The organism is Pseudomonas sp. KH_027 (assembly GCF_057838565.1).
Map to the genome: position 1 here is coordinate 1790761 of NZ_CM174470.1, position 25027 is coordinate 1815787.

The following is a 25027-nucleotide window of genomic DNA, read 5'->3' on the forward strand; positions in this document are numbered from 1 at the left end:
GCAGCCCGGAAGTTGCACGTTTTACTGGGCCCCGCGAAGGCGGGAACCCAATAAACAAGCAGATCAGCGGCGTACTTGTTTCAGCGTTTCGGCGATCAGGAAGGCCAGTTCCAGCGACTGGTCGGCGTTCATCCGTGGGTCGCAATGGGTGTGGTAGCGGTCCGAGAGGCCGTCTTCGGTAATCGGTCGGGCGCCGCCGATGCATTCGGTGACGTTCTGTCCGGTCATCTCGATATGGATGCCGCCCGCGTAGCTGCCCTCGGCTTGATGCACGGCGAAGAACTGTTTGACCTCGGCCAGGATTTGCGCGAAATCGCGGGTCTTGTAGCCGCTGCTGGCCTTGATGGTGTTGCCGTGCATCGGGTCGGAGCTCCACAGCACCTGACGACCTTCGCGTTGCACGGTCTGGATCAGGCGCGGCAGCCCGGCTTCGACCTTGTCCGCGCCCATGCGCACGATCAGGTTGAGGCGGCCGGGGTCGTTGTCCGGGTTGAGGAGGTCGATCAAGCGGATCAGCTCTTCGCTGTCCATGCTCGGGCCGACTTTGACCCCGATCGGGTTGCCGACGCCGCGCAGGAACTCGACGTGTGCGCCATCCAACTGGCGGGTGCGGTCGCCGATCCAGAGCATGTGCGCCGAGCAGGCGTAATCGCCGCCGGTCAGGCTGTCGCGGCGTACGAAGGCTTGTTCATAGTTCAGTAGCAGCGCTTCGTGAGCGGTGAAAAAGCTGGTTTCGCGCAGTTGCGGCGAGGTGTCCATGCCGCAGGCGCGCATGAAGGACAGGGTTTCGTCGATGCGGTCGGCCAACTGGCTGTATTTTTCGCCCAGCGCCGAATGGGCGATGAAATCGAGGTTCCACTGATGCACCTGGTGCAGGTCGGCAAAGCCGCCCTGGGCGAAGGCGCGCAGCAGGTTCAGGCTGGCGGTGGACTGGTGGTAGGCCTGCAGCAGGCGCTCCGGATCCGGCACGCGGCTTTTCTCGTCGAAGCCGATGCCGTTGACGATGTCGCCGCGATAGGCGGGCAGGGTCACGGCGCCGATGGTTTCATCGTTGGCCGAGCGCGGTTTGGCGAATTGGCCGGCCATGCGCCCAACTTTCACTACCGGGCAACCGGCGGCGAACGTCATGACGATCGCCATTTGCAGCAGCACCTTGAAGGTGTCGCGGATTTTCGCCGCGGAAAATTCGGCAAAGCTCTCAGCGCAGTCACCGCCTTGCAGCAGGAAGGCGCGGCCCTGGGTGACCTCGGCAAACTGGCGACGCAGTTCGCGGGCTTCGCCGGCAAATACCAGTGGCGGGTAGCTGGCCAGGGTCTGCTCGACCTGCGCCAGGTGCGCGGCGTCGGGGTACTGAGGTTGCTGCTGGATGGGTTTGGCTCTCCAGCTTTCGGGGCTCCAGGCTTGGCTCATTGCGGACTCGATACGGCTGCTCTTATAGGAGCTTGCATGGTAACAGCTCGTCTCGACGCTGCCAGCCGATGGTCTTCATAGGTTGGCTGTATCGATCAACTTCGCCAGGCGAGCAGGGCACCGGTGATGCACAGCAGCAGGTAAATGCCGAGGCGAAAGTGCTGCTCGGCGACCCGATGGTGCAGGCGCTCGCCGAGCAGCACGCCGATCACCAGCAGCGGCAGATAGCTGGCGATGCGCGGTAGTGCCGGCTGCAGGCTGCCATTGGCGAGAAAGGCCAGGGTCAGCAGGCTGTTGAGGCCGAACCAGACGCAGACCAGGCTGGCGCGAAAACGTGCCTTGTCCAGTTCGGTCGCAGCCAGGGCATAGACCAGCAGCGGTCCGCCGGACGCGAACAGGCCATGACTGATCCCGGCGGCACCGATTTGCAGCCGGGTCATCCACAACGGCGTGCGGCCGCTGGGCTGGCCTTGGCCCGTGCGCAGCAGTTCGCGCAGGGCGAACCAGAGGATCAGCACGCCGAAGCCTTGCTTGAGTGCGCCGTCGCTGAGCCAGGGGCTGAGGCCGAAACCGATCAGGGTGCCGACCAGCATGCCCGGCAGAATCAGGTTGAGCAGCAGGCGCCAGTCGATCAGGTGCCGATGCCGGTGGGCCAGGTAGCCGCTCATGCAGATATTCAGCGCGACCAGGATCGGCAGCAGTTCCTTGACCGGCAGCATCAGCGCGCCCAGCGAGAGGGCGATCACCACGCTACCGAAGCCGGTCATGGCTTCCAGGGTATAGGCGAGCAAAATACAGACGCCGAGCCATAGCCAGGGGTCAAACATGGGGTGCCCCCGGTTTGGGCAGCTCGCCGGCGAAGCGGCGGCACATTTGCCGGTAGTAGAGCGCCGGCCACAGGCGCCAGAGCAGGCTGGCCAGGTGGCTGCCACGATCCGGGAACAGGCGCTCGCGACGCTTGGCCAGGGCGAGCAGGATCTCTTCGGCCATCCAGTCGGCGCTGCGCACCTGGCCGATGGTGGAACGCGGATGGCCGGCCGAGCGGCCGTCGGCGCCCAGGGCGTGGCGTTCGATGCTGGTGTCGAGGAAGCTCGGGTAGACCAGCAGCAGGTGGATGCCATCCAGGGCGATTTCCGCGCGCAGCACCTCGAAGAATTGGCCCAGTGCGCCTTTCGCGGCGCAGTAACCGGCACGCCCGAGCACCGGCATCCAGCCGGCCATCGAGCCGATGGTGACTACCTGGCCCCGGCTTTCGCGCAGCAGCGGCAAGGCGCCGAGGGTCAGCTCCACCGGGGCCTGGTAGTCCACGGCCATGACCTGGCGAAACACCGCCGGGTCGGTGTGGGTGGCAGGCGAGCGGTGGGTGATGCCGGCGTTGTTGATCAACAGGTCGAGCCGGCCGAAGCGCTTGCGACACTGCTCGATTAACGCCTGCTGAGTCGGTGTGGCGGTGATATCGCCGGCCAGGCTCAGCACGCGCTCGGGGTCCAGTTCGGCGCAGCGTGCCGCCAGGCTGATGTCGTCGATATCGCTGAGCACGAGCTGGTCGCCACGGGCGTAACAGGCGCGCGCCAGTGCCCAGCCGAGGCCATTGGCGGCCCCGGTAATCAGTGTGACGGTCACTGTTGCGCAACCGTTTGCAGGGGGTTTTCAGCCTGGGCGGGAAGGTTCTTGCGCAGTGCTTCGCTGTGCTGGCGGATGCTGCCGCGGTAGGTGTCTTTGTGCACGTAGTAGGCCATGCGCTCCAGCTCGAGGTACTGGTAGCCACCGTCCAGGCGGATGCTCGCGCGTTCACGCTTGATCTGCTGGAAGCGTTTCGCCGCTTGGCTGCCGGCCTGCCGCTGACGGATGAACAGGGCGACCAGTTCGGCCTGTTCGGCGCGGCCCTGCCAGCCGAGGCCGGAGGCTTCGACCATGCCCATCATGAACAGGTCGTCGTACTCGGGGTGGAACACGTTGAGGTAGAGCTGCGGCGCCCCAGCGCGTTCGGGCCAGTTGAGGTGGTGGCGGTCGATGAAGGGGTAGTCCAGCGTGTAGCCGGTGCCCTGCAAGATCAGGTCGTACTCGGCATGCTCGCCATCGCTGAACGTCACCTGTTTGCCTTCGACCTTGGCGATGTCGCGCCGCGCTTTGATGTCGCCGTGGCCGAGGTGATGCAGGACCAGTGAATTGACCACCGGGTGCGACTCGTAGAGTTTGTAGTCCGGGTCGGGCAGGCCGTAGTCGGACGGCTTGCCGATCAGCGCGCGAATCAGCCAGCCATCGATGCGTTGCTTGAGCGTGCGCGGCAGTTTGATCGCGCCGCCGAAGGTGTCGATGGGGCGGCCGAGCAGGAATTTCGGCAGGAAGTAATAGCCACGGCGCACCGACAGGTCGACCGAAGCGGCGCGGTGCACGGCATCCACGGTGATGTCGCAGGCAGAGTTGCCGCAACCGACCACCAACACCCGTTTACCGTCGAAAATCGCCGGCGAGGAGTAGTCGCTGGAGTGCAGCAACTCGCCGCTGAACTCGCCCGGCAGTGCGGGCTGATTTGGCTTGTGCAGCGTGCCATTGGCCAGCAGTACGCCCTCGAACAGCCATTCGCGGCTGATGCCATTCTGCTCGCTGACCAGTCGCCAGCCCTTGTCGAGCCGCTCCAGGCGCTGCACGCGGGTGCTGAACTGGAAGTGCTGGTAAAGGCCGAAGTGCTCGGCGTAGTCGCGGAAATAACGGCGCATTTCGCTGTGGTGCGGGTAGGGCGCGACTTCGTCGCGCATCGGGAACTCGCTGAACTCGGTGGTGCCTTTGGAGGAGATCAGGTGCGCAGATTGGTACATGGTGCTGTGCGGGTTATCGATGTCCCACAGGCCGCCCACCTCGCTGTGCAGCTCGAAACCGACGAAGGGGATACCATGCTTTTGCAGTTGTCGCGCGGTGCACAGGCCCATGGGGCCAGCGCCGATAATGGCGTACATACGGGAGCCTCGAGATTGTTCTTGTTGTGGCGTGGTAGCGGTGGAGCGCTGGTTTTTCCGTTGGTGAATTATCGCGTGACCGGGGCCTGGCTCTTCAATGACAATCGGCGCCTTTCCCGGATTCATGCTGGTCGGGGATGTCATGGTTGGAGAGTGTGATGCCTGGGCTGCCGCCGCGGGATGAGTTGACCGAAGAGCTTTTGCTGGCCGAAGTGCACGATGAGTTCGGGGTGATCCGGGTAATGGAAGTCGGCGAATACCGCTTCCTCGAATTCGGCGATGCCATTGAGCAAAGCTGCGTGTTCATCGCCGATCCGACCTGGCTGGAATACGACTACACCCGCGCCATGCTGATCGGCGCGCTGTGCCACGCGGCGCCGGAAAGTGCGCTGTTCCTGGGGCTTGGGGCCGGCACGCTGACCCAGGCCTGTCTCAAGTTCCTGCCGTTGGAGGATGTCGAGGCCATCGAGCTGCGCCCGGACGTGCCGCGCCTGGCGATGGAGTACCTCGGCCTGGATGACGACCCGCGCCTGTATGTACGGGTTGGCGATGCGCTGGCGCTGCTGGAAAGCGCCGAATCGGCCGACTTGATCTTCGTCGATTTGTACACCGACCACGGCCCGGCCGTTGGCCACCTGGCCTGGCGTTTTCTCGAGGGCTGTCAGCAGCGCTTGAACCCGGGCGGCTGGCTGGTGATCAACCAATGGGCCGGCGATGATGGCAAGCCGCTCGGTGCCGCGCTGCTGCGCGGGCTCTACCATCGGCATTACTGGGAGCTGCCGGTGAAGGAGGGCAACGTCATCCTGATCGTGCCGGCCGATCTGGATCAGCAACTGGATTTCGACGAATTGGAGCGTCGCGCCGAGGCCCTGAAATCGCGCCTGGGCTACTCCCTGCAGCCCTTGATCGAGGTGCTGCGCCCGGCCAGTTGAACCTGGTCGCCCCGTTCTGGTGCTGGCAAGGTGCCATGCACCAGGCTGTAACAGCCTCTTTATGGGTTTTGGCCAAATCATTGGCTTAGGTTATTGGCCTATTAATTGCTCTGCTAACGATATCCTTCTTGATGTCTGTAGTAGGGAGTCGACATGGCCGTTCTGCAAAGTACACAGATGCATTTGACCGCCAGCGAACAGGGCTGGCTGTCCTGGATGGGCAAGACCGGCAAGCTCGCGATGGGGTGGTCATGTCGCTTGAATCGCAGCATTTACCCGCAGGTCGAGCAAACCTTCGAGGGTATAGCCGAAACCCGTGTGCGCATCCTGCAATCCTGGACGGTTGCACAGTGGGAGCACCTGGCGGAGTTGGCCGAAAGCCTGGGTAAGGACTTCGCCCGGGTCGATCAGCAACTGCTGCGCAGCAAGCGCGAACAGGCGGCGGACTTTTCCGAACTCTTCATCATCGACCGTGACGGCCAAGTGCTGGCCTCGACCTGGCCGGCGCACTGCACGCAGCGCGACCTCGACCCGCAAGCCGTGGCGCGTGGGCTGCAGCAACCCCTGTTGCACGGCCCCTATAGCGACCCGCTGAGCCTGAGCATCGGCCCGTCCACCTCGCGTTTTCACGATGCGGTGACCTTGATGTTCTACCAGCCGATCATGGTCGCTGGTAAAAGCCTGGGCTGCGTGTGCGGGCGGGTGCCGAACGATGTGCTCGGTGACTTGATCCAGCGCGAGGCCGGGCATATCTACCCCGAGTCCGGCGACAACTACCTGTTCATGGTCGACTCGCGTTTCGACCCGCGCATCCAGGTCGGTACGGCCTTGTCGCGTTCGCGCTTCGAGGACAACACCTTCAGCCACGGCGAAAACCTGAAAAGCGGTGTACACACCGATTGGGGCGTGGTGCGGGTGGATAAGCACACCGAGCTGGAGTTGCGCTTCGTCGACCCGGCCACCGGCCAGTTGCACCCCGGTGTACGCGAAACCATCAAACGCGGCTCGAACCTGTTCGTCACCTACCCGGGGTATTCGGACTACCGGCACATCCCGGTGATCGGCAAGGGGGTGACCTTCCAGTTGCCCGGCTCGCTGGATCGCTGGGGGATGATGTGCGAAGCCGACCTGGAAGAGGTGTACCGCCGCCGTTCGCTCGGCATCGGATTGATGAAGACCTACCTGTTGACGGTGATCTCATTGTTCGCCGTGAGCACCCTGCTGCAGCATTTCAGTGGCCTGCCACAGCACCTGCTGTACCTGTTCAACGCCGGCCTGCTGCTGCTCGGGGCCTGGATGTTCGCCACTTTCGGTCCTGGTCGCCTGGCGGCGCGTCTGGCCGAGATGACCGAAGTGATCCGTACCATCGCCGAGGGCGAGGGCAACTTGCGCCAGCGTCTGGACGGTACCCGGTTGGGCAACGATGAAACCGGTGATATGGGGCGCTGGATCAACAGCTTTATCGACAACCTGGACGGTATCGTCGGCCAGGTGATCAGCGTCTCCCACAGCGTCAGGCAAACCAACGAAACCATGCTCAGTCGCAGCAGCCTGGCCGGGCAGAACTCCAGCGACGTGACCGAGGCGATTCACCGCATGTTGCTGCTGGTCGAGGAGCAGCTCGGCGAAATCCAGCAGGCCTCGATGACTGCCGAGCAGATGAAGCAGGCTATGGATGATGTCGTCATTCGTGCCCGCGAGCAGTTCGAGGCGGTGCGCGCCGGCACCCAGTCGATCCGCGATGTGGTCGAGCGTTCGGCGCAGAGCGTGCAATCGCTCGACAGCCGGATGACCGAAATTGGCAATATCGTCGGCCTGATCACCGACATCACCAATCAGACCAACTTGCTGGCGCTGAACGCGGCGATCGAGGCGGCGCGTGCCGGCGACCACGGCCGCGGTTTTGCGGTGGTGGCGGGCGAGGTGCGTACCCTGGCGTCACGCACCGCCAGCGCCGCCGAGGAGATCCGCCGCATGGTCGAAGGCTTGCAGGCGCAGACCCAGCAGGCGGTGGCGTTTATGGAGGGCGGGGTGGAGAACGTCGATGCCAGCCTGCGGCTGACTGAAGAGGCCTCGTCGGAGAACCTCCATCTGCACCAGACCGTGGAGCGCATGTTCGAGATCATCAAGCAACTGCACCAGCGCAGCCTGCATTACGGGCAGACCATCCGTGGTGTCGACCAGGCCTCCAGCGAGATGGGGCAGAGCGTCGGCGTGCTGCACAGCAGTGCCGAGCGCGTGCGCTATACCGCCAACAAATTGCAGCAGCTGGTCGGGCAGTTCCGCGTCAGTGCGGCGGCGCTCAACGCCCCTTGAAGTCGCCGGGGCGGCGTTCGAGCATGGCACGCACGCCTTCCTGGGCATCTTCGCTGGCCATCAGGCGGGCGGCGTTCGCGGCCAAGGCATGGGCGCCGGCTTCTTCGCCCTCGCGCACGGCCTGACGGGCCGAGGCCAGGGTCGCCTTGACGCCCAAGGGCGCCTGCGCGGCAATTCGTTCGGCCAATTGCAAGGCGCGCGGCAGCAGTTCTTCGCTGGCCAGCACCTCCTGCACCAGACCGAGACGGTAGGCTTCGTGCGCATCGAACTCATCGCCGGTGAGCAGCCAGCGCATAGCGTTGCCCCAGCCGGCGACCTGATGCATGCGCAAGGTGGCGCCGCCGAAAGGGAAAATTCCGCGTTGCACTTCCATCTGTGCGAAGCGGGTATTGCTGGCGCACAGGTTGATATCCGAGGCCAGCATCAATTCGATGCCGATGGTGTAGCAATAGCCCTTGGCGGCGACTATCACCGGCTTGCTCACCCGTGGGCCGCCGAATACGCCCCAGGGGTCGAAACCGCCTGGCGGGATCTGCCAGCCGCTGGCGAAGGTCGCCGCGACATTGGCCAGGTCCAGGCCGGCGCTGAAATGCTCGCCGTGGGCGAACACCAGGGCCACGCGGGCGTCGGCGTCGCGCTCGAACTCGCCATAGGCCAGGGTCAGGTCATTGAGCATGTCCAGGTCGAAGGCGTTGCGCTTGGTGGCGCGATCCAGGCCGATCAACAGGATGTGGCCACGTTTTTCTCGGCTGACACGGCCGCTGGAGCTTTGAGTCATGGTGGAGGTCCTTGTGCGCGAAGGAGCGACCCGAGGGGTATAGCCGCCTCGGTTTGGCTTGTCCAAAGTATTCGGCGATCGGCTCGCGGGCTATCACTCTTGGCGACCGGCTGGCGGAGTCCTACTTTTTTTGTGGGAAAAACCCACACTGCGGTCAAGATTTTCCGGTATAGTACGCGCCGGCCATTAGTCTGGTCGCGTTCAGGTAATGCAATCCCTCCGAAGTCAGCTTCGGCTGCATGTCCGCTCAGCGGGCGTCCTTGACGATTCATTCATTTAAATACGTTTTCGCAAATCCCCGCCGACAGGGCTGCCAGGGTGACTTTCGGGTCTTACACGGCATGCGCAGCTTTGGAACATGGGTCTTTGCGGATGCACTAGAGGCAGACCCATGACCCAAGTACTCGGCGGCTTCGCCGCACTCGAACTTCACCCGAATATTCTTGCAGCTGTCATCGCGACGGGCTACGAAGAGCCGTCGGCGATCCAGTTGCAGTCGATTCCGGTGATCCTCGCCGGCCACGACATGATCGGCCAGGCGCAGACCGGCACCGGCAAAACCGCCGCATTCGCCCTGCCAATCCTGAGCCGCATCGACCCGGCCAAGAAAGAGCCGCAGGCGCTGATTCTGGCACCGACCCGCGAGCTGGCCCTGCAAGTGGCCACTGCGTTCGAAACCTACGCCAAGCAAATGCCGGGTCTGAGCGTCATCGCCGTATACGGCGGCGCACCTATGGGTCCGCAGCTGAAAGCCATCCGCAATGGCGCTCAGGTTGTGGTCGCTACTCCGGGCCGTCTGGTCGACCACTTGCGTCGCGACGAGAAGGTGTTGTCCACCATTCAGCATCTGGTTCTCGACGAAGCGGACGAAATGCTCAAACTGGGCTTCATGGATGACCTCGAAGTGATCTTCAAGGCCATGCCGGAAACCCGCCAGACCGTGCTGTTCTCGGCCACCTTGCCGCAGTCGATCCGCGCCATCGCGGAAAAGCACCTGCGCAACCCGAAGCACGTCAAGATCGAAACCAAGACCCAGACCGTGACTGCCATCGAGCAGGCACACTTGCTGGTGCACGCCGACCAGAAGCACTCCGCCGTACTGCGCCTGCTGGAAGTGGAAGAGTTCGATGCGCTGATCGCCTTCGTGCGCACCAAGCAAGCCACTCTGGATCTGGCCGCTGCGCTGGAAGCCAAGGGCTACAAGGCTGCGGCCCTGAACGGTGACATCGCGCAGAACCAGCGCGAGCGTGTGATCGAGTCGCTGAAAGATGGTCGTCTGGACATCGTCGTTGCGACTGACGTCGCCGCCCGTGGCCTCGACGTACCGCGCATCACCCATGTAATGAACGTGGATATGCCGTACGACCCCGAGTCCTATGTACACCGTATCGGTCGTACCGGTCGTGCTGGCCGTACCGGTCGCGCCTTGCTGCTGGTAACGCCGCGTGAGCGCCGCATGTTGCAGGTGATCGAGCGTGTCACTGGCCAGAAAGTCGCCGAAGTGCGCCTGCCGGATGCGGCCGCCGTACTGACCGCGCGCATCAAGAAACTGACCAGCAGCCTGGCGCCGCTGGTAGCCGATGCCGAAGCGACTCATGGTGATCTGCTCGATCGTCTGACCGCCGATATCGGTTGCACCCCGCGTGCTCTGGCCGCAGCCCTGCTGCGCAAAGCCACCAACGGTCAGGCGCTGACCCTGGCTGACGTCGAGCGTGAGCAACCACTGGTGCCGAACAGCGCACCGCGTGAGCGCAGCGAGCGTACCGGTGAGCGTTCCGAGCGCAGCGATGTGCGTGAACGTCGTGCGCCCATGCCGTTGGCTGATGGCCGTGCCCGTTGCCGCACGGCGCTGGGGGCGCGTGACGGTATTGCCGCCAAGAACCTGCTGGGCGCCATCCTCAACGAAGGTGGCCTGGCCCGCGAAGCGATCGGCCGCATTCAGGTGCGTGACAGCTTCAGCCTGGTCGAGCTGCCGGAAGACGGTCTCGAGCGTCTGCTGACCAAACTGAAGGACACGCGTGTAGCGGGTAAGCAGTTGAAGCTGCGTCGCTATCGCGAAGATTGATCCCGCGCTGATCGATCGAACGTAAAAAGCCCCGCCTGGTGCGGGGCTTTTTTATGCCTGTCGTATTGTCGGTCGTTCGCTCGGCGTTGCGATCGTTCCCACGCGCTGCGTGGGCAGGCGGCCGGAGACGCTTCGCGACTGCTCCAGAGAGGGCCTCAGTCGAAGCGATAGATATCCATGCCCAGCGCGCCAAGGGTAAAGCCCTGATGTACCAGGCTGAAGGTTTCGCCGGCGCCGCGGGCGAAGTAGAGCGGCAGCAGGTGCTCCTCGCTCGGGTGGTTGCGGGCGGCGGAGGGCGCCTGGCGGCGGTAGTCGTGCAGGGCGTCTTCGTCATCGCTGGCGAGTTTGCTGGCGACCCAGTCACGGAATTCCTTGGCCCAAGGTTCGATCACCTCGGGGCCGGCGCGCCAGTCCAGCTCGCCGAGGTTGTGGGTGATGCTACCGGAGCCGATCAGCAGCACGCCCTGTGCGCGCAAGCTGGCCAGCGCGCGGCCGACGCGGGTCTGCAAGGCCGGGCCGAGGCGGGTCGGAATCGACACCTGGGTCACGGGTATATCCGCCTGCGGGTACATCAATGACAGTGGTACCCATACGCCGTGGTCGAGCGGCCGGTTGGGGTCCAGGCGGGCTGGCAGGTCGGCGGAGGCGAGCAGACGTTGCGCCTCGTCGGCCAGTTCGGGCGCACCAGGGGCGGGGTATTGCACGGCATGCAGTTCAGCTGGGAAGCCACGGAAATCATGCCAGGTCTCTGGTTTCGGGTTGCTGCTGATCAGCAGTTCATTGCTTTCCCAGTGCGCGGACACCACCAGGATGGCGCGTGGCCGGGGGAGCTCGGCAGCCAGCCGGGAGAGGGCCGGCCCGCTGGCGCCTGGCTCGAGGGCGAGCATGGGTGACCCATGGGAAATGAACAGGCTGGGTAACATGAGCGATTCCTCGAATAAGATGCCCTTATCTTCAGTCTTGGATATATCGATATCCAGTATAAAATTTCGCACTATTTGATCGAATTTGTGGGGGTTTTATGGACGAGGAATTTTGGCTGAAGCGTTGGTCGCGCAACCAGATCGGTTTCCATTTGGGCGAAATCAATCCCTGCCTGCAGCAGCATTGGCCGGCGCTGAATGTGGCCGAGGGCGCGCGCGTGCTGGTGCCCTTGTGCGGCAAGAGCCTCGATCTGGCCTGGTTGGCTGCGCAGGGCTTGCAGGTGCTGGGTGTCGAGCTGGCCCAGAAGGCCGTGGAGGACTTCTTCGCCGAACAGTGCCTGCAGCCGCAGATCAGTCAGCGGGGCGCCTTTACGGTGTATCGGGCGGGGGCCGTGCAGCTCTGGTGCGGCGACTTCTTCGCCCTGACGGCTGAGGATGTGGCCGACTGTGTAGCGCTCTATGACCGTGCCGCGCTGATCGCCTTGCCGCTGCAGATGCGCGAGCGTTACGGCATGCACCTGAGCGCTATCGTGCCGCCGGGCTGCGAAGGCCTGCTGATCACACTCGACTACGACCAGGCGCTGATGGCCGGTCCACCCTTCGCGGTCAGTGATGAAGAGGTGCAGCGGCTGCTGGCGCCGGCTTGGCGACTGCGCTTGTTGGAAGCGCGGGATGTGTTGTCGGAGCAGGATTGGAAATTTCTTCAGCGTGGCCTGAACCGGTTGGATGAGCGAGTTTATCGACTGGTTCGGCGCTAGTGCGTTGATACGCGGCGGCTGAGTTGAGCGATCAAGGTGGGTAAAAAATCGGCAATAAAAAGGGCGGCTTGCGCCGCCCTCTGTGCCACTGTCTCTCTGTACCTTGGGCTCGATCAGCCGAGCTTGCGCAGCGCTTCGATCCGCTGTTCCAGCGGCGGGTGGCTCATGAACAGGCTTTTCAGGCCGTGCTTGATGCCGCCATTGATGCCGAAGGCGCTCAGGGTTTCCGGCATGTGCACCGGAACACCCTGTTCGGAGCGCAGGCGCTGCAGGGCGCCGATCATCGCGCTGGTGCCCGCCAGGCGAGCACCGGCTTCGTCGGCGCGGAACTCGCGTTTGCGCGAGAACCACATGACGATGATGCTGGCGAGGATGCCCAGGACCATTTCCGCCAAGAAGGTCGCGACATAGAAGCCGATACCGTTGCCTTCCTCGTTCTTGAGAATGACCTTGTCGACGAAGTTGCCGAAGATCCGCGCGAAGAACATCACGAAGGTGTTCACCACGCCCTGGATCAGCGCCAGGGTGACCATGTCGCCGTTGGCCACGTGGCCGATTTCATGGGCCAGTACGGCTTTCACCTCATCCGGCGAAAAGCGTTCCAGCAGGCCCTGGCTGACGGCCACCAGGGCGTCGTTCTTGTTCCAGCCGGTGGCGAAGGCGTTGGACTCGTAAGCGGGGAAGATGCCGACCTCGGGCATTTTGATCCCGGCTTCGCGGGACAGTTCTTCGACGGTTTGCAGCAGCCACTGTTCGTGGCGGGTGCGTGGTTGGCTGATGATCTGGGTGCCGGTGCTCATCTTCGCCATCCATTTGGAGATGAACAGCGAAATCAGCGAGCCGGCGAAACCGAACACGGCGCAGAAAACCAGCAGGCTGCCGTAATTCTGGCCGGTGAAGCGGTCTACCCCGAGCAGCTTGAGGGTGATACTGGCAATCAACAGCACCGCCAGGTTGGTGGCCACGAACAACAGAATGCGCATCATGGTGTGAAGCTTCTCCTTACGGCAAAAGACGTATGACTAATGCGGGCTATATAAGGGTGCGCCCCCTCGCTATTCAACCGAGGGACTATTTCAAACTGTGTCGCTTGCGCCCATCAGGTTGCTGGCGAACAGCAGGCGGGTCAGGCGCGCGATGCGTTCGCTGTGCTGGCTGCTCAGTGCATCGCGCAGTTGGTGGGCCAGGGTGGCGTGTACGCGGCGCACGCTCGGTGGCAGGTTTTCGCCTTCGCGCAGGGCGTGGGGGACGCCGCGGGACAGGCGCAGGAAGCCTTTTTCGCTGAGTACGGCCTGATCCAGTGCGTCCTGGTGGATGGTCGACTCGTAGCGCAGGTAGCCTTCGTCCGCGAGCCAGAGCAGGGCGCCGAAACAACTTTGGTGGCGCTTGCTCGGCAGGCCGAACTCGTCATGCTCTTCGCGGCCGATCAGGTCTTCGACATACAGGCCGACCCGGCGTGGGAAGGCCTGGTAGAGCAGCAGCAAACCGGCGGCGGCATCCTTGTAAAAGTCGTCGATCTGCAGATCCATCGGGGTTTGGTCTCTTTTCTCGGGCTGGGGCTTATTGGCTGTAAGTTTTGAGGAAGTTGCCGATCCGCCCGATGGCCTGATCCAGGTCGTCGAGACGCGGCAGGGTAACCACGCGGAAGTGGTCCGGCCACGGCCAGTTGAAGGCGGTGCCTTGCACGACCAGGAGTTTCTCCGACAGCAGCAGGTCGAGGACGAATTTCTCGTCGTTGTGGATCGGGCAGATCTTGGGGTCGATTTTCGGGAACGCATAGAGCGCGCCCATCGGCTTGACGCAGCTGACGCCGGGGATGGCGTTGAGCAACTCCCAGGTGCGGTTGCGCTGTTCGAGCAGGCGGCCTTGTGGCAAGACCAGATCGTTGATGCTCTGGTAGCCGCCGAGGGCGGTCTGGATCGCATGCTGGCTCGGCACGTTGGCGCACAGGCGCATGTTGGCGAGGATGTCGATGCCTTCGATGTAGCTCTGGGCCTTGTGTTTGGGCCCAGAGATGGCCACCCAGCCGGAGCGGAAGCCGGCGACCCGATAGGATTTGGACAGCCCGTTGAAGGTCAGGCACAACACGTCCGGCGCCAGGGCGGCGGTGGAGATGTGCACGGCTTCGTCGTAGAGGATTTTGTCGTAGATTTCATCGGAGAACAGCACCAGGTTGTGCTGGCGCGCCAGTTCGACCATGCCTTCCAGCACTTCCTTGGAGTACACGGCGCCGGTCGGGTTGTTCGGGTTGATGATCACCAGCGCTTTGGTATTGGCCGTGATCTTGGCCTTGATGTCGTCCAGGTCCGGCCACCAGTTGGCTTGCTCGTCACACAGGTAATGCACCGGGTTGCCGCCGGCCAGGCTGACGGCGGCGGTCCACAGCGGGTAGTCGGGGGCCGGGATCAGTACTTCGTCGCCGTTGTTGAGCAGGGCCTGCATGGACATCACGATCAGTTCGGACACGCCGTTGCCGAGGTAGATGTCTTCGATGCCGACGCCTTCGACCTGCTTCTGCTGGTAATACTGCATCACCGCCTTGCGGGCGCTGAACAGGCCCTTGGAGTCGCTGTAGCCCTGTGCGGTCGGCAGGTTGCGGATCACGTCCTGGAGTATTTCTTCCGGGGCTTCGAAGCCGAACGGCGCCGGGTTGCCGATGTTCAGCTTGAGGATGCGGTGGCCTTCCTCTTCCAGGCGTTTGGCGTGCTTGAGCACCGGCCCGCGAATGTCATAGCAGACGTTGGCGAGCTTGTTCGATTTGCTGACCTGCATGTGTGTAATCCCGAAATGAACGAACGCCGTGGAACTCGCTGGTAAAAGTCAGCTGGGCGCGGCTTGGCAGCCTGTAACGCGGGTGACAGACTGGCGTCTAAAGTGCGGCAATCATACGTGTGGCCCGGGCCTCGGAAAAGGTACAGTCCGGGCTTTTTTCAGATGAAGAGGTGGACCCATGGACAAGCTCGAAAAACCCCTGGATGCCTGGCGTGACGAACTGTCCGACGAGCAGTTTCACGTCTGCCGGCTGGGTGGGACGGAGCGCGCGTTTACCGGCAAGTATCACGCTGACAAAACTCCCGGCGTCTATCACTGCGCCTGCTGCGAGGCGGCGCTGTTCGACTCCGAGGCCAAATTCGACTCCGGCACCGGTTGGCCCAGTTACTACGCGCCCGCGTCGAACGAGGCGATCGCCAGTAAGGATGACTTCAGCCACGGCATGCACCGTATCGAAGTGACGTGCGCCAAGTGCGATGCGCACCTGGGGCATCTGTTTCCGGATGGGCCGCCGCCGACCGGAATGCGCTATTGCATCAATTCGGCATCGCTCACGCTCAAGCCGCGCTAACAGCGAGTCGAGCCGAGGCCTGCTGATCAGTGGGCCTTATTTTGCGTTAATTAGATTGCGTGCAATTCAATTGCCCGCTACTTTGTTCGTTGTCCCCATCACATTCAGGAGCCAGCCCCATGAGCGACGCACTTTTCGAGATTCCCTGCACCACCATCAAAGGCGAGCAGAAGACCCTGGCCGATTTCGGCGGCAAGGCGGTGCTGGTGGTCAACACTGCCAGTAAGTGTGGCTTCACCCCGCAATACAAAGGCCTGGAAACGCTCTGGCAGGACTACAAGGACAAGGGGTTGGTGGTCCTGGGCTTCCCTTGCAACCAGTTTGGCAAGCAAGAGCCGGGCAACGAAGGTGCGATTTCCGAGTTCTGTGAGCTGAATTTTGGCGTGAGCTTTCCGCTGTTCAAGAAAATCGATGTCAATGGCGCAGCGGCTCACCCGCTGTTCGTTCAGCTGAAAAAGCGCGCGCCAGGCCTGCTCGGCAGCCAGGGGGTGAAATGGAACTTCACCAAGTTCCTGATCGGCCGGGACGGCAAGCTGATTAAGCGTTTTGCGCCGACTACCAAGCCGGAAGAGCTGACTGCCGAGATCGAAGCGCTGTTGAAATGAATGAGATGGACTTGGCGCAATCCGATGCGGTCACGGCGCTGCAGCTGGACAACCAGTTGTGCTTCAAGCTGTATGCCGTTTCGCGTGCGGTCACCCGTGCCTACAAGCCGATGCTCGATCAGCTCGGTCTGACCTACCCGCAGTACCTGGCGATGCTGGTGCTGTGGGAGTGGCAGGCCGCGGCGCCCGAGCAGCCGACGGTGAAGGCCCTGGGGGAGCGTTTGCTGCTGGACTCCGGAACCCTGACGCCACTGCTCAAGCGCCTCGAACAGTTGGGGTTGGTGCTGCGCCAGCGGGCGCAGCGCGATGAGCGCGAAGTGCATCTGGCGCTGACCGCCGCAGGTTTGGCCTTGCGTGCGCAGGTGTTGCCGCTGAAGGCGCGGTTGCTCTGCGCAAGCGGGGTGAATCTGGATGAGCTGGATGAGTTGCGCGGCCGTATCGGCGAGTTGCTCGATCGGCTTATGGCTTTACCGTAGCCGGTAGCCACTGCTCCAGCAGGGCGAGCAGCTCTTCGCGGCGAAAAGGTTTGGCCAGGTAGTCGTTCATGCCGGCGGCGGTGCAGCGCTCGCGCTCGTCCGGCAGGGCGTTGGCGGTCAGGGCAATGATTGGCAGGTCCTGCCAGCGCTTGCTCTGGCGAATCCGGCGACTGGCTTCATAGCCATCCATCACCGGCATGTTGCAGTCCATCAATACCAGGTCGACGTGCTCGTGCTCCAAGGCTTCGAGTGCCTGGGCGCCGTGCATGGCGATCAGCACCTGGTAGCCCAGTTTGCTCAACATGCCTTTGGCCACCAATTGGTTGACCGGGTTGTCCTCGACCAGCAGCACGCGCCCCTGTCTTGATGCATGGAGCGCGGTGTGCGCGGGGCTACCGATTGTGGCCTCGGTGTATGGCTGCAGGCTGCGCCGCAGAGCCTGGTAGAGCGCCTGGCGGGTCAAGGGGCGAGCCAACTGTTGGATAGGCGCCAGGCCGATGGCTTGTGCGCTGGGCATGAAGTTGCCGTAGGCGGTGATCAGCAGGATCGGCTGCATGAGCGCCGGGCGCAGGTCGAGCAACGCGTGCGTCGAGTCGCTGATCAACAGGTCGGCGTCGATGCCATCCAGCGGGCTGGCGCTATCGATGCGCCGGTAGCGCAGGCCCCAGGTCGGCAGCAGACGGCCCAGCAGCTCGCTCAGGCCGCTGTTGGCGGGGGTGATCGCAACCACTCGGCCTTGCAGGGGTGGCAGCTCCAGTGCCGGCGTGGAGCCGGGTAGCGGCAATTCGACGCTGAACCGGCTGCCAATCCCCAGTCGCGAGCTGAGGCTGAGTTGCCCGTGCATGGCTTCACAGAGCTGGCGGGTCAAGGTCAGGCCCAGCCCGGTGCCGCCGTACTCGCGGGTAATGGTGGCGCCAGCCTGGGTGAATGGCTGAAAAATCCGGGTCTGGGCGGCATCGGCGATGCCGATGCCGCTGTCCGTGACGATGATCTGTACACCTTGGGCGTGGGCGTTGACGCGCACATCGACGCGACCGACGTGGGTGAACTTGAGGGCGTTGGACAGCAGGTTGCTGACAATCTGGCGAACCCGGGTCGGGTCGCCGATCACCTGTGCCGACAGCGCCGGATCGATCAGGCAGGTCAGCTCGACCTCGGCGCCGGTGTTCTGCGACAACAGGCTGGCGGTGTCCTCGACCAGTGTGCCGAGGTCGAAGGGTATGCGTTCCAGCTCCAGCTGGCCGGCCTCGAACTTGGACAGGTCGAGAATGTCGTTGAGCAGTTCCACCAACACCTTGCCGGAGTCGTGGGCGATCGACAGCTGCTGGCGCTGCTCGGTATTCAGCGGGCTGTCGAGGGTGAGGGCAAGCATGCCCAGCAGTCCGTTGAGGGGGGTGCGGATCTCATGGCTCATATTGGCCAGAAAGGTTGCGCGCGCCAGGGCCATCTCATGGGCCAGGCTGTGCGCGACTTCGAGTTTTTGATTCGACAGGGTCAGGCGGGTGTTGCTCGCTTTCAGCTCGGTGGTGCGGGCGGAGATGATGTTTTCGAGTTCGCTGAGGTACTGGGTCAGGCGATCCTCGGCCTCGCGCCGTTGTTCGATTTCCTCGGAGAGGCTGCTCAGTTGCTGGTTGGTGACATCCACCAGCGTGCCGATTTCATCCTGCTCATGGCCGGTCGGGCAGGGCAGTCGTTCCCGCGTCGGGCTGCGCAGATCCTGAGCGCTGAGGGCCTGGATGATGTCGATCAGCGGTTTGGTCAGCATGAAGTAGAACAGTACCAGCAGGATCAGCGACAGCAGCAGGCTGTAGGCAAAGCCGCTGAGCAGGGTGAGCAGGGCGCGCCGCAGAAAGTGGCTGCCGAAGGCGTAGGTGTCCACTTCCAGGCGCAGCAGGCCGATGCTCTCGTGGGGGGCGTGGGCAACGAGCAGCGGTTCATCGAACTGCCGGTGCGCGCCGAACAGGTAGTCGCTGAAGAGCCGATAGCCGCTCTCGATGCGTGGCCGGCTGTCGCTGGCCAGGCGTGTACCACTGTCGTCGAGGATCTCGGCGCTGACGACGGCGGGCGAACGCAGCAGGCCGGCCACCAACTCCTGCGCCAGCTCGGTGTCGATGTTGTAGGCGATGCGCGTGGCGGGGTTGTGGCTGGTCGCCAACAACGCGCGAATCTCGCGGTTGATGGAGGCGTCTTCGCTGGCATAATCGCTGCTCACTTGCAGCAGGCTGAGCAAGGTGCCGAGGATAAGCGCTACCAGTACCGTCAAGCGGGCTTGTTTGAATGACAGGCGATGGGTGAGCGATATATCCATGGTCAATCGGGCTGGCTCCGTTTATGCACTCGCCAAGCATAGCCGATTCGTCCGCTTGGCTACCCTGTGAGGCGTATTACCTTTGAGCGATCCCAAGGAGCAAGCCGTGGACTCCCGTTTGAATGCTTTTCTAGCGCGTGCGGATGCCGTGCTGGCCCGTCTCGAACCGCTGTTGCCTGTACCGCGTGTGCCGCTCGACTGGAGCCGCAGCCTGGCGGCGCGCTGGCATCGGGAAGGGCGCAGTGGCTACCTGCAGCCGCTGGCGGTGAGCCTGGATCTGAAACTGACGGATTTGATCGGTGTGGATGCCCAGCGTGAGCAACTGGCGCGCAATACCCGGCAGTTCGTCGCCGGTCTGCCCGCCAACCATGCCTTGCTCTGGGGCGCGCGCGGCACGGGCAAGTCGTCGCTGGTGCGGGCGCTGCTGGCCGAGCATGCGGGCGCCGGGCTGCGGTTGATCGAGATCGAGCGCGACCACCTGGCCGACCTGCCGCGGGTGGTCGAACTCTTGGCCAAGCGCCCGGAGCGTTTCGTGCTGTTCTGTGACGACCTGTCGTTCGAGGCGGGCGAGGGCGACTATCGGGTGCTGAAAACGGTGCTGGATGGCTCCCTGGAGCGCGCCCCGGACAACGTGCTGTTGTACGCCACGTCAAACCGTCGCCATCTGGTGCCGGAAAAGGAAAGCGACAACGAAAACTGGCAGAGGGTCGATGGCGAGCTGCACCCCAATGAAGCGGTGGAGGACAAGATCGCGCTGTCCGACCGCTTCGGTCTGTGGCTGTCGTTCTATCCCTTTACTCAGGAGCATTTCCTGGATGTGGTGCGCCACTGGATCGACGTCTTGGCGACCCAGGCCGGGCTCGGCTGGGCCTGGAGCGATGAGCTGGGCATTCTGGCGATTCGCTGGGCGCAGGGGCGCGGTAATCGCAACGGTCGTTGCGCCTATCAGTTCGCGCGTTATTGGGTGGGGCTGAAGTTGCTGGAGGTGAAGCAATGATCGATCTGCGGCAAAGCGGCGCGGGGCTCGAAGGCTACGCTCTGTTGGCGGCGCAGTTGGAGTCGTTGTTGAGCGATGAGCGTGACTTTATCGCCAATGCCGCGCAGTTTTCCGCATTCCTTTTCCATGAGCTGGAAGATTTGAATTGGGCCGGCTTCTACCTCAACCGTCAGGAAGTGCTGCTGCTCGGGCCGTTCCAGGGGCAGGTGGCCTGCGTGCGGATTCCCTTTGCCAAGGGGGTTTGCGGTGCGGCTGCGAGCACTCGGCAGACTCAGCGGGTCGATGATGTGCATGCGTTTCCCGGCCATATCGCCTGCGACAGCGCCTCCAACAGTGAACTGGTAATTCCGCTGGTGAAGGAAGGACGGCTGATCGGCGTGCTTGACCTGGATAGCCCCAGGCTGGCGCGCTTCAGCGCTGCGGATCAGCAGGGGCTGGAACAGTTGGCGGCAATCTTTTTGCGCCTCACCGACTGCTAGGCCGAGGAGACATGAAAAAGCCCGGCGTAGTGGCCGGGCTTTTTCATGAGGAGCGTTCAGTCTGGTCATGTATCCAGATGTTCGCCTGTCTGTTGATCAACCGACAGGCGAAGGCTGTGCAGTCCTTAGTCGTACATATTCTTTTTCTTCCAGTCGTCATCGCCGCCCAGCGATTTGAGGCCGTCGCTCAGTTCGCTGGTTTCGTCGGTGGTGGGCTTGATGTTCTCCAGCACCATCGAGTTGGCTCGGGCCAGCTGGCTTTCCAGCTGTTTGAGCGGCCCTAGATAGCGGCTCGGGTCCGGCTGTTTGCGCAGGTACTGCACGCCGCGCTCGAATGCCAGGCGGGCCTGGCCGGGCTGATTCTGTTGCAGGGCTTGTTGGCCGACATTGCTGAATAGCTCGATATGCAGCTGTACCAGCATGTGGCGAACTTCCTGGAGCCAGTGTTTGGCTTCATTGGCGGGCAGGAAACCGTCCTGGGCCGAGCGGGTAACCTGGCCGTGGAGGTTTTCCAGCAGGAAGCGAATCTCTTTGGCTTTCGCTTCCACCAGTACCGGTTGCGGCGGGTTGCGTACCGGCATCGACTCGCCCTTGCCGGTCAGCCCGTGCAGTTCCTCGATTCGCTCCTTGAGTACAGCGCTGTTTTTGTCCAGTGTCAGCAGGCGCTCGCTGAATTGCAGTTGCAGGCGGCAGAGCAGCAGTTTCAGGGCGGGGGTCATCAGTTGGCCGGGCAGCGCCTCGGAGATTTCGTTGCAGCGGCGCAGGCGATCGCTGAGATCGGCTTTGAGCCGAGCCTTTTCCAGTTTGTGGTTCTCTACCATGTGATTGATGTAGCCGATGGCGATCAGAATCGAGATGACGGCGACGATCAGCAGAGTAATTACGAGTGGGGACACCTTTACAACCTCTCGACTACTGGTTTTCGTTCGAGTGTAGTGCCTTAGCGTTGCGGCTGATAGAGACACATCCGTTTCTGCTCAGAAGTCATTGATTTAAAGTAATTTTCACTCAGGTATTGACGACCTTGGAAAGGCTCCCTAGAATTCGCGCCACTTTGCAGCGCTAAGCCAACAGGTAGAGCATGCAAAGCTCGGAAAATGTGCGTCATGGCTTGTAATGAGCGTTGGACAACGTCCCCTTCGTCTAGTGGCCTAGGACACCGCCCTTTCACGGCGGTAACAGGGGTTCGAGTCCCCTAGGGGACGCCATTTTCAGTTGTGAATGTACAGTGGTAGATGCAACCCAAGCGGGAATAGCTCAGTTGGTAGAGCACGACCTTGCCAAGGTCGGGGTCGCGAGTTCGAGTCTCGTTTCCCGCTCCAAATTTTCCAAGCGATGCTGAAAAGCGTTGTTTGTCCCCTTCGTCTAGTGGCCTAGGACACCGCCCTTTCACGGCGGTAACAGGGGTTCGAGTCCCCTAGGGGACGCCATTTTAGTTGTAGATGTACAGTGGTAGATACAACCCAAGCGGGAATAGCTCAGTTGGTAGAGCACGACCTTGCCAAGGTCGGGGTCGCGAGTTCGAGTCTCGTTTCCCGCTCCAAATAAACGAAAACGCCGCTCACTGAGCGGCGTTTTCGTTTCTGCATGCTTTGTGGGTATGCGCGTGAAATATGATAAAGGCCCGCCGGTATTGCCGTGCGGGCCTTTCTCTTTTCTGCGATCGGGCTTTTAGTGCTTGCTGCTTTCCTCGGGGATGGCGAGAAAGCGCTTTTCCTGTTCCCAGTCGAAGGGTTCGTCATTCTGCTCGGCTTCATAGCGGCGTTCGTCGAGGGCCTGGAACAGGGTGATTTCCTCATCCGGCATGAAGTGCAGGCAATCGCCACCGAAGAACCACAGCAGGTCGCGTGGCACCAGGTGGGCGATCTGCGGGTAGCGGTGGATGACCTGGCAGAGCAGGTCCTGGCCCAGGTAGAGGCTTTCTTCCGGGGACTCCTGCAGCAACGCCAGCAGCTCGTCGAAGCGGTCGAGGAACAGCGTGTGACTTTCCTCGGGAACCTGCTCGGCCTCGCCCAGGGCGACCAGGATGCCGCGCAGATGTGCGAGCAGGGCGAGATGGTGGTCGATATAGGGGCTGGCCATGGGCAAATCCTCAAGAGCAAAACGGGCGCGGCAGTATAAAGCCACCGGCGCCCGCTGTCCTGTTAGCGCACTTGGCCGTTGCTGAGTGTGAGTTCGTCCTTGGCGAAGTCGTCGACATCGATCACTTGACGTCGCGCCGCTTCGGCCGCTCGCAAGCTCTGCGCCTCTTCGGCGGTTAGCACGCCAGCGGCGAGTGCGGCGTCGATGGTGTTTTCACCCGCGGCTGGTCGCAACTGGCCACCTTTGAGCGCCTGGTGCAGCTTTTTCTGCAAGGTCTGGCTGGCGCCGAGCAGGCTGACGGCATGTTGCAGGGCGCCAACCGGATCGCTTGCCGCCTGGGGGCGATAGCAGCCGGCGAGCAGCGCCTCCAGGGCCGGGTCGCCACTGTCGCGGCCGAGAATGCCGGCGATCTCGGCATCCTGTGCATCCGAGGGTCCCTTGTGGCGGCGCCCAAGGGGGAACACCAAGGCCCGCAACAGGCAACCGAAGAGGCGGCTGGGGAAGTTGCTGAGCAGGTCGTCGAGCGCTTGCTCGGCTTTGCCCAGGCTTTCTTCCAGTGCCCAGCGCAGCGAGGGGTGCAAATAATCGGGATAGTCGAGGTCGTGATAGCGCTTGAGCGCGGCGCTGGCCAGGTAAAGGTTGCTGAGCACATCGCCGAGGCGCGCGGACAACCGTTCGCGGCGTTTCAATTCGCCCCCGAGCAGCATCATGCTGAAGTCGGCGAGCAGGGCGAAGGCCGCTGCCAGGCGATTCAAGGCGCGGAAGTAGGGGCGGCTGAGGTTGTCGCCGGGCACCTGGCCGAACGCCCCGAGGCTCAGGCTGAGAATCAGGCTGCTGGCGGCGTTGCTGACGGCGAAGCCGATGTGCTGCAACAGCAGCGCGTCGAACTCGAGCCGTGCCTGCTCATGGTCTTCGCGGCCGGCCAGGGCCATTTCCTTGAGCACGTAAGGGTGGCAGCGGATCGCCCCCTGGCCGAAGATCATCAGGTTGCGCGAAAGGATATTGGCGCCTTCCACGGTGATGAAGATCGGCGCCCCTTGCCAGGAACGGCCCAGGTAGTTGTTCGGGCCCATGATGATGCCCTTGCCGCCATGTACGTCCATGGCGTGGCTGATGCACTCGCGGCCGCGTTCGGTCAGGTGGTATTTGAGGATGGCCGAGAGCACCGAGGGTTTTTCGCCCAAGTCCACCGCGTTGGCGGTGAGGATGCGTGCGGCATCCATCAGCCAGGCGTTGCCACCGATCCGCGCCAAGGCCTCCTGGATACCCTCGAAGGCTGCCAGCGGTACGTTGAATTGTTCGCGAATCTGGCTGTATTGGCCGGTGACCAGGCTGGTGAACTTGGCGGCGCCGGTACCGACTGCAGGCAGTGAGATCGAGCGGCCGACCGACAGGCAGTTCATCAGCATCATCCAGCCTTTGCCGAGCATGGCCTGGCCGCCGATCAGGTAATCCAGCGGGATGAACACATCCTTGCCGGAGTTCGGGCCGTTCATGAAGGCGGCGCCAAGCGGCAGGTGGCGCCGGCCGATGTCCACGCCGGGGGTGTCGGTCGGTACCAGTGCCAGGCTGATGCCGAGGTCTTCTTCCTCGCCCAGCAGGTGGTCCGGGTCGTAGGCCTTGAACGCCAGGCCGAGCAGGGTCGCCACCGGGCCGAGGGTGATGTAGCGCTTCTCCCAGGTCAGGCGCAAGCCGAGGACTTCCTGGCCTTCCCACTGACCTTTGCAGATGATCCCGATATCCGGCATGGCGCCGGCATCCGAGCCCGCCAGCGGGCCGGTGAGGGCGAAGCAGGGGATGTCATCGCCACGGGCCAGGCGTGGCAGGTAGTGCTGGCGCTGCTCGTCGGTGCCGTAGTGCAGCAGCAATTCGGCCGGGCCGAGGGAGTTGGGCACCATCACGGTGGAGGCCAGATCGCCGCTGCGGGTCGCCAGCTTCATCGCCACCTGCGAGTGGGCATAGGCGGAAAAACCCTTGCCGCCGTATTCCTTGGGAATGATCAAGGCGAAGAAGCCGTGCTGCTTGATGTGCGCCCAGGCTGCCGGCGGCAGGTCCATCAGTTGGCCGATTTCCCAGTCGCTGACCATCGCGCAGAGCTCCTCGGTCGGGCCGTCGAGAAAGGCTTGTTCTTCTTCGCTCAGTTGCGCCTTGGGGTAGGCCAGTAGCGTGTCCCAGTTCGGGCGGCCGCTGAACAGTTCGCCATCCCACCAGACAGTGCCGGCTTCGATGGCATCGCGCTCGGTTTCCGACATCGGTGGCAGAACGCGTTGGAACCAGGCGAACAGTGGCGCGCTGATCAGCTTGCGGCGCAGTTCTGGCAGCGCCAGCGGCAGCGCCACGCCGAGCCAGCACAGCCAGAGTATCGTCATCAATACGAACGGCGCGTGGCTGAGCGCGGACATCGCCACCAGGTAGACGGCGACCAAGCCGAGGGCCGACAGAGGGGCGGTACGGCGATGGGCCAGAAAGGCCACGCCAAGCAGTAGAGCGAGCAACCAGGCAACGACGAGCATGCAGAGTCCTCCATGAAGACGGCGTGGCTGTTGCCAGCCGTCACGAGCTTAGTCGGCATCGGCAGAAGATGGCGACAAGAGCGGT

At 62.9% G+C, this 25027-nt stretch carries 22 protein-coding genes and 4 tRNA genes; 13 read left to right on the top strand and 13 right to left on the bottom strand.

The window, feature by feature from the left end; all coding sequences use genetic code 11:
* Nucleotides 1–63 precede the first annotated feature (63 nt).
* From AC3IYG_RS08480 to AC3IYG_RS08495, 4 genes are all read right to left on the bottom strand, one after another.
* On the bottom strand, nucleotides 64–1410 hold the full coding sequence (locus tag AC3IYG_RS08480; protein ID WP_489313338.1) for a class II 3-deoxy-7-phosphoheptulonate synthase: 1347 nt from the start codon (nucleotides 1408–1410) through the stop codon (nucleotides 64–66).
* Nucleotides 1411–1505: 95 nt separating this feature from the next.
* Nucleotides 1506–2237 (bottom strand): sulfite exporter TauE/SafE family protein, encoded by a 732-nt coding sequence (locus tag AC3IYG_RS08485; protein WP_489313339.1) that lies wholly within the window; start codon nucleotides 2235–2237, stop codon nucleotides 1506–1508.
* A complete protein-coding gene (locus AC3IYG_RS08490) occupies nucleotides 2230–3033 on the bottom strand; it encodes an SDR family NAD(P)-dependent oxidoreductase (RefSeq protein ID WP_489313340.1) in 804 nt (267 codons plus the stop codon). The genes AC3IYG_RS08485 and AC3IYG_RS08490 overlap by 8 nt, the downstream gene beginning before the upstream one ends.
* Entirely contained in the window at nucleotides 3030–4367 is a 1338-nt protein-coding gene (locus AC3IYG_RS08495) for a flavin-containing monooxygenase (protein WP_489313341.1), read from the bottom strand. Before AC3IYG_RS08495 ends, AC3IYG_RS08490 begins: the two co-directional genes overlap by 4 nt.
* 158 nt (nucleotides 4368–4525) lie before the next feature.
* Between AC3IYG_RS08495 and AC3IYG_RS08500 the strand changes: the two genes are divergently transcribed.
* Together AC3IYG_RS08500 and AC3IYG_RS08505 are read left to right on the top strand one after the other, a co-directional pair.
* Nucleotides 4526–5299, top strand: a complete 774-nt coding sequence (locus tag AC3IYG_RS08500) for a spermidine synthase (RefSeq protein ID WP_489313342.1) — start codon at nucleotides 4526–4528, stop codon at nucleotides 5297–5299.
* A gap of 153 nt (nucleotides 5300–5452) precedes the next feature.
* Nucleotides 5453–7615: a methyl-accepting chemotaxis protein gene (locus AC3IYG_RS08505; protein WP_489313343.1), complete on the top strand. Its 2163-nt coding sequence runs from the start codon at nucleotides 5453–5455 to the stop codon at nucleotides 7613–7615.
* On the opposite strand, the gene AC3IYG_RS08510 is transcribed toward AC3IYG_RS08505, so the two are convergent.
* On the bottom strand, nucleotides 7602–8393 hold the full coding sequence (locus AC3IYG_RS08510) for a crotonase/enoyl-CoA hydratase family protein (protein ID WP_489313344.1): 792 nt from the start codon (nucleotides 8391–8393) through the stop codon (nucleotides 7602–7604). The genes AC3IYG_RS08505 and AC3IYG_RS08510 overlap by 14 nt on opposite strands.
* 391 nt (nucleotides 8394–8784) lie before the next feature.
* On the opposite strand from AC3IYG_RS08510, the gene AC3IYG_RS08515 reads away from it, so the two are divergent.
* On the top strand, nucleotides 8785–10458 hold the full coding sequence (locus AC3IYG_RS08515; RefSeq protein WP_489313345.1) for a DEAD/DEAH box helicase: 1674 nt from the start codon (nucleotides 8785–8787) through the stop codon (nucleotides 10456–10458).
* A gap of 155 nt (nucleotides 10459–10613) precedes the next feature.
* On the opposite strand, the gene AC3IYG_RS08520 is transcribed toward AC3IYG_RS08515, so the two are convergent.
* A complete protein-coding gene (locus AC3IYG_RS08520) occupies nucleotides 10614–11381 on the bottom strand; it encodes a DODA-type extradiol aromatic ring-opening family dioxygenase (RefSeq protein WP_489313346.1) in 768 nt (255 codons plus the stop codon).
* Between the two features lie 98 nt (nucleotides 11382–11479).
* On the opposite strand from AC3IYG_RS08520, the gene AC3IYG_RS08525 reads away from it, so the two are divergent.
* Complete coding sequence (locus AC3IYG_RS08525) at nucleotides 11480–12139, top strand: thiopurine S-methyltransferase (RefSeq protein ID WP_489313347.1); 660 nt, start codon at nucleotides 11480–11482, stop codon at nucleotides 12137–12139.
* A 113-nt stretch (nucleotides 12140–12252) separates the two neighbouring features.
* On the opposite strand, the gene htpX is transcribed toward AC3IYG_RS08525, so the two are convergent.
* The 3 genes from htpX to AC3IYG_RS08540 all read right to left on the bottom strand — a co-directional run bounded on the left by htpX (nucleotide 12253) and on the right by AC3IYG_RS08540 (nucleotide 14911).
* Nucleotides 12253–13125 (bottom strand): protease HtpX, encoded by an 873-nt coding sequence (gene htpX, locus AC3IYG_RS08530; RefSeq protein WP_489313348.1) that lies wholly within the window; start codon nucleotides 13123–13125, stop codon nucleotides 12253–12255.
* 90 nt (nucleotides 13126–13215) lie between these two features.
* On the bottom strand, nucleotides 13216–13668 hold the full coding sequence (locus AC3IYG_RS08535) for a hypothetical protein (protein WP_489313349.1): 453 nt from the start codon (nucleotides 13666–13668) through the stop codon (nucleotides 13216–13218).
* Nucleotides 13669–13699: 31 nt separating this feature from the next.
* Nucleotides 13700–14911, bottom strand: coding sequence for a pyridoxal phosphate-dependent aminotransferase (locus AC3IYG_RS08540; protein WP_489313350.1), 1212 nt, complete (start codon nucleotides 14909–14911; stop codon nucleotides 13700–13702).
* 178 nt (nucleotides 14912–15089) lie between these two features.
* On the opposite strand from AC3IYG_RS08540, the gene msrB reads away from it, so the two are divergent.
* From msrB to AC3IYG_RS08555, 3 genes are all read left to right on the top strand, one after another.
* Complete coding sequence (gene msrB / locus AC3IYG_RS08545) at nucleotides 15090–15482, top strand: peptide-methionine (R)-S-oxide reductase MsrB (protein WP_489313351.1); 393 nt, start codon at nucleotides 15090–15092, stop codon at nucleotides 15480–15482.
* A gap of 119 nt (nucleotides 15483–15601) precedes the next feature.
* Nucleotides 15602–16087 carry a glutathione peroxidase gene (locus tag AC3IYG_RS08550; RefSeq protein ID WP_489313352.1) on the top strand — a complete coding sequence of 162 codons (486 nt, stop codon included), beginning with the start codon at nucleotides 15602–15604 and terminating at the stop codon, nucleotides 16085–16087.
* A gap of 5 nt (nucleotides 16088–16092) precedes the next feature.
* The gene (locus tag AC3IYG_RS08555) at nucleotides 16093–16563 is read left to right on the top strand and encodes a MarR family winged helix-turn-helix transcriptional regulator (RefSeq protein WP_489313872.1); all 471 of its coding nucleotides are present in this window, start codon (nucleotides 16093–16095) and stop codon (nucleotides 16561–16563) included.
* Here the strand turns inward: AC3IYG_RS08555 and AC3IYG_RS08560 are convergent.
* Entirely contained in the window at nucleotides 16547–18871 is a 2325-nt protein-coding gene (locus AC3IYG_RS08560) for a response regulator (RefSeq protein WP_489313353.1), read from the bottom strand. The genes AC3IYG_RS08555 and AC3IYG_RS08560 overlap by 17 nt on opposite strands.
* 106 nt (nucleotides 18872–18977) lie before the next feature.
* Between AC3IYG_RS08560 and AC3IYG_RS08565 the strand changes: the two genes are divergently transcribed.
* Nucleotides 18978–19868: an ATP-binding protein gene (locus tag AC3IYG_RS08565; protein ID WP_489313354.1), complete on the top strand. Its 891-nt coding sequence runs from the start codon at nucleotides 18978–18980 to the stop codon at nucleotides 19866–19868.
* Nucleotides 19865–20347 carry a GAF domain-containing protein gene (locus tag AC3IYG_RS08570; RefSeq protein ID WP_489313355.1) on the top strand — a complete coding sequence of 161 codons (483 nt, stop codon included), beginning with the start codon at nucleotides 19865–19867 and terminating at the stop codon, nucleotides 20345–20347. Before AC3IYG_RS08565 ends, AC3IYG_RS08570 begins: the two co-directional genes overlap by 4 nt.
* Before the next feature lie 125 nt (nucleotides 20348–20472).
* Here AC3IYG_RS08570 and AC3IYG_RS08575 read toward each other — a convergent pair whose 3' ends face one another.
* Nucleotides 20473–21243: a hypothetical protein gene (locus tag AC3IYG_RS08575; RefSeq protein ID WP_489313356.1), complete on the bottom strand. Its 771-nt coding sequence runs from the start codon at nucleotides 21241–21243 to the stop codon at nucleotides 20473–20475.
* Nucleotides 21244–21479: 236 nt separating this feature from the next.
* On the opposite strand from AC3IYG_RS08575, the gene AC3IYG_RS08580 reads away from it, so the two are divergent.
* From AC3IYG_RS08580 to AC3IYG_RS08595, 4 genes are all read left to right on the top strand, one after another.
* Nucleotides 21480–21555 (top strand) — tRNA-Glu (locus AC3IYG_RS08580).
* A gap of 38 nt (nucleotides 21556–21593) precedes the next feature.
* Nucleotides 21594–21669 (top strand) — tRNA-Gly (locus tag AC3IYG_RS08585).
* Nucleotides 21670–21701: 32 nt separating this feature from the next.
* A tRNA-Glu gene (locus AC3IYG_RS08590) sits at nucleotides 21702–21777 on the top strand.
* A 37-nt stretch (nucleotides 21778–21814) separates the two neighbouring features.
* Nucleotides 21815–21890 (top strand) — tRNA-Gly (locus AC3IYG_RS08595).
* Nucleotides 21891–22018: 128 nt separating this feature from the next.
* Here the strand turns inward: AC3IYG_RS08595 and AC3IYG_RS08600 are convergent.
* Together AC3IYG_RS08600 and AC3IYG_RS08605 are read right to left on the bottom strand one after the other, a co-directional pair.
* Nucleotides 22019–22429, bottom strand: a complete 411-nt coding sequence (locus tag AC3IYG_RS08600) for a PA2817 family protein (protein ID WP_489313357.1) — start codon at nucleotides 22427–22429, stop codon at nucleotides 22019–22021.
* Between the two features lie 62 nt (nucleotides 22430–22491).
* Nucleotides 22492–24942 carry an acyl-CoA dehydrogenase gene (locus AC3IYG_RS08605; RefSeq protein ID WP_489313358.1) on the bottom strand — a complete coding sequence of 817 codons (2451 nt, stop codon included), beginning with the start codon at nucleotides 24940–24942 and terminating at the stop codon, nucleotides 22492–22494.
* Nucleotides 24943–25027: the final 85 nt, after the last annotated feature.

Bases quoted from the DNA above. Each gene is read 5' to 3' on its own strand.
- AC3IYG_RS08480 (WP_489313338.1), bottom strand. From the start codon at position 1,410: ATGAGCCAAGCCTGGAGCCCCGAAAGCTGGAGAGCCAAACCCATCCAG.
- AC3IYG_RS08485 (WP_489313339.1), bottom strand. From the start codon at position 2,237: ATGTTTGACCCCTGGCTATGGCTCGGCGTCTGTATTTTGCTCGCCTAT.
- AC3IYG_RS08495 (WP_489313341.1), bottom strand. From the start codon at position 4,367: ATGTACGCCATTATCGGCGCTGGCCCCATGGGCCTGTGCACCGCGCGA.
- AC3IYG_RS08500 (WP_489313342.1), top strand. From the start codon at position 4,526: ATGCCTGGGCTGCCGCCGCGGGATGAGTTGACCGAAGAGCTTTTGCTG.
- AC3IYG_RS08505 (WP_489313343.1), top strand. From the start codon at position 5,453: ATGGCCGTTCTGCAAAGTACACAGATGCATTTGACCGCCAGCGAACAG.
- AC3IYG_RS08510 (WP_489313344.1), bottom strand. From the start codon at position 8,393: ATGACTCAAAGCTCCAGCGGCCGTGTCAGCCGAGAAAAACGTGGCCAC.
- AC3IYG_RS08515 (WP_489313345.1), top strand. From the start codon at position 8,785: ATGACCCAAGTACTCGGCGGCTTCGCCGCACTCGAACTTCACCCGAAT.
- AC3IYG_RS08520 (WP_489313346.1), bottom strand. From the start codon at position 11,381: ATGTTACCCAGCCTGTTCATTTCCCATGGGTCACCCATGCTCGCCCTC.
- AC3IYG_RS08525 (WP_489313347.1), top strand. From the start codon at position 11,480: ATGGACGAGGAATTTTGGCTGAAGCGTTGGTCGCGCAACCAGATCGGT.
- htpX (WP_489313348.1), bottom strand. From the start codon at position 13,125: ATGATGCGCATTCTGTTGTTCGTGGCCACCAACCTGGCGGTGCTGTTG.
- AC3IYG_RS08535 (WP_489313349.1), bottom strand. From the start codon at position 13,668: ATGGATCTGCAGATCGACGACTTTTACAAGGATGCCGCCGCCGGTTTG.
- AC3IYG_RS08540 (WP_489313350.1), bottom strand. From the start codon at position 14,911: ATGCAGGTCAGCAAATCGAACAAGCTCGCCAACGTCTGCTATGACATT.
- msrB (WP_489313351.1), top strand. From the start codon at position 15,090: ATGGACAAGCTCGAAAAACCCCTGGATGCCTGGCGTGACGAACTGTCC.
- AC3IYG_RS08550 (WP_489313352.1), top strand. From the start codon at position 15,602: ATGAGCGACGCACTTTTCGAGATTCCCTGCACCACCATCAAAGGCGAG.
- AC3IYG_RS08555 (WP_489313872.1), top strand. From the start codon at position 16,093: ATGGACTTGGCGCAATCCGATGCGGTCACGGCGCTGCAGCTGGACAAC.
- AC3IYG_RS08560 (WP_489313353.1), bottom strand. From the start codon at position 18,871: ATGGATATATCGCTCACCCATCGCCTGTCATTCAAACAAGCCCGCTTG.
- AC3IYG_RS08570 (WP_489313355.1), top strand. From the start codon at position 19,865: ATGATCGATCTGCGGCAAAGCGGCGCGGGGCTCGAAGGCTACGCTCTG.
- AC3IYG_RS08600 (WP_489313357.1), bottom strand. From the start codon at position 22,429: ATGGCCAGCCCCTATATCGACCACCATCTCGCCCTGCTCGCACATCTG.
- AC3IYG_RS08605 (WP_489313358.1), bottom strand. From the start codon at position 24,942: ATGCTCGTCGTTGCCTGGTTGCTCGCTCTACTGCTTGGCGTGGCCTTT.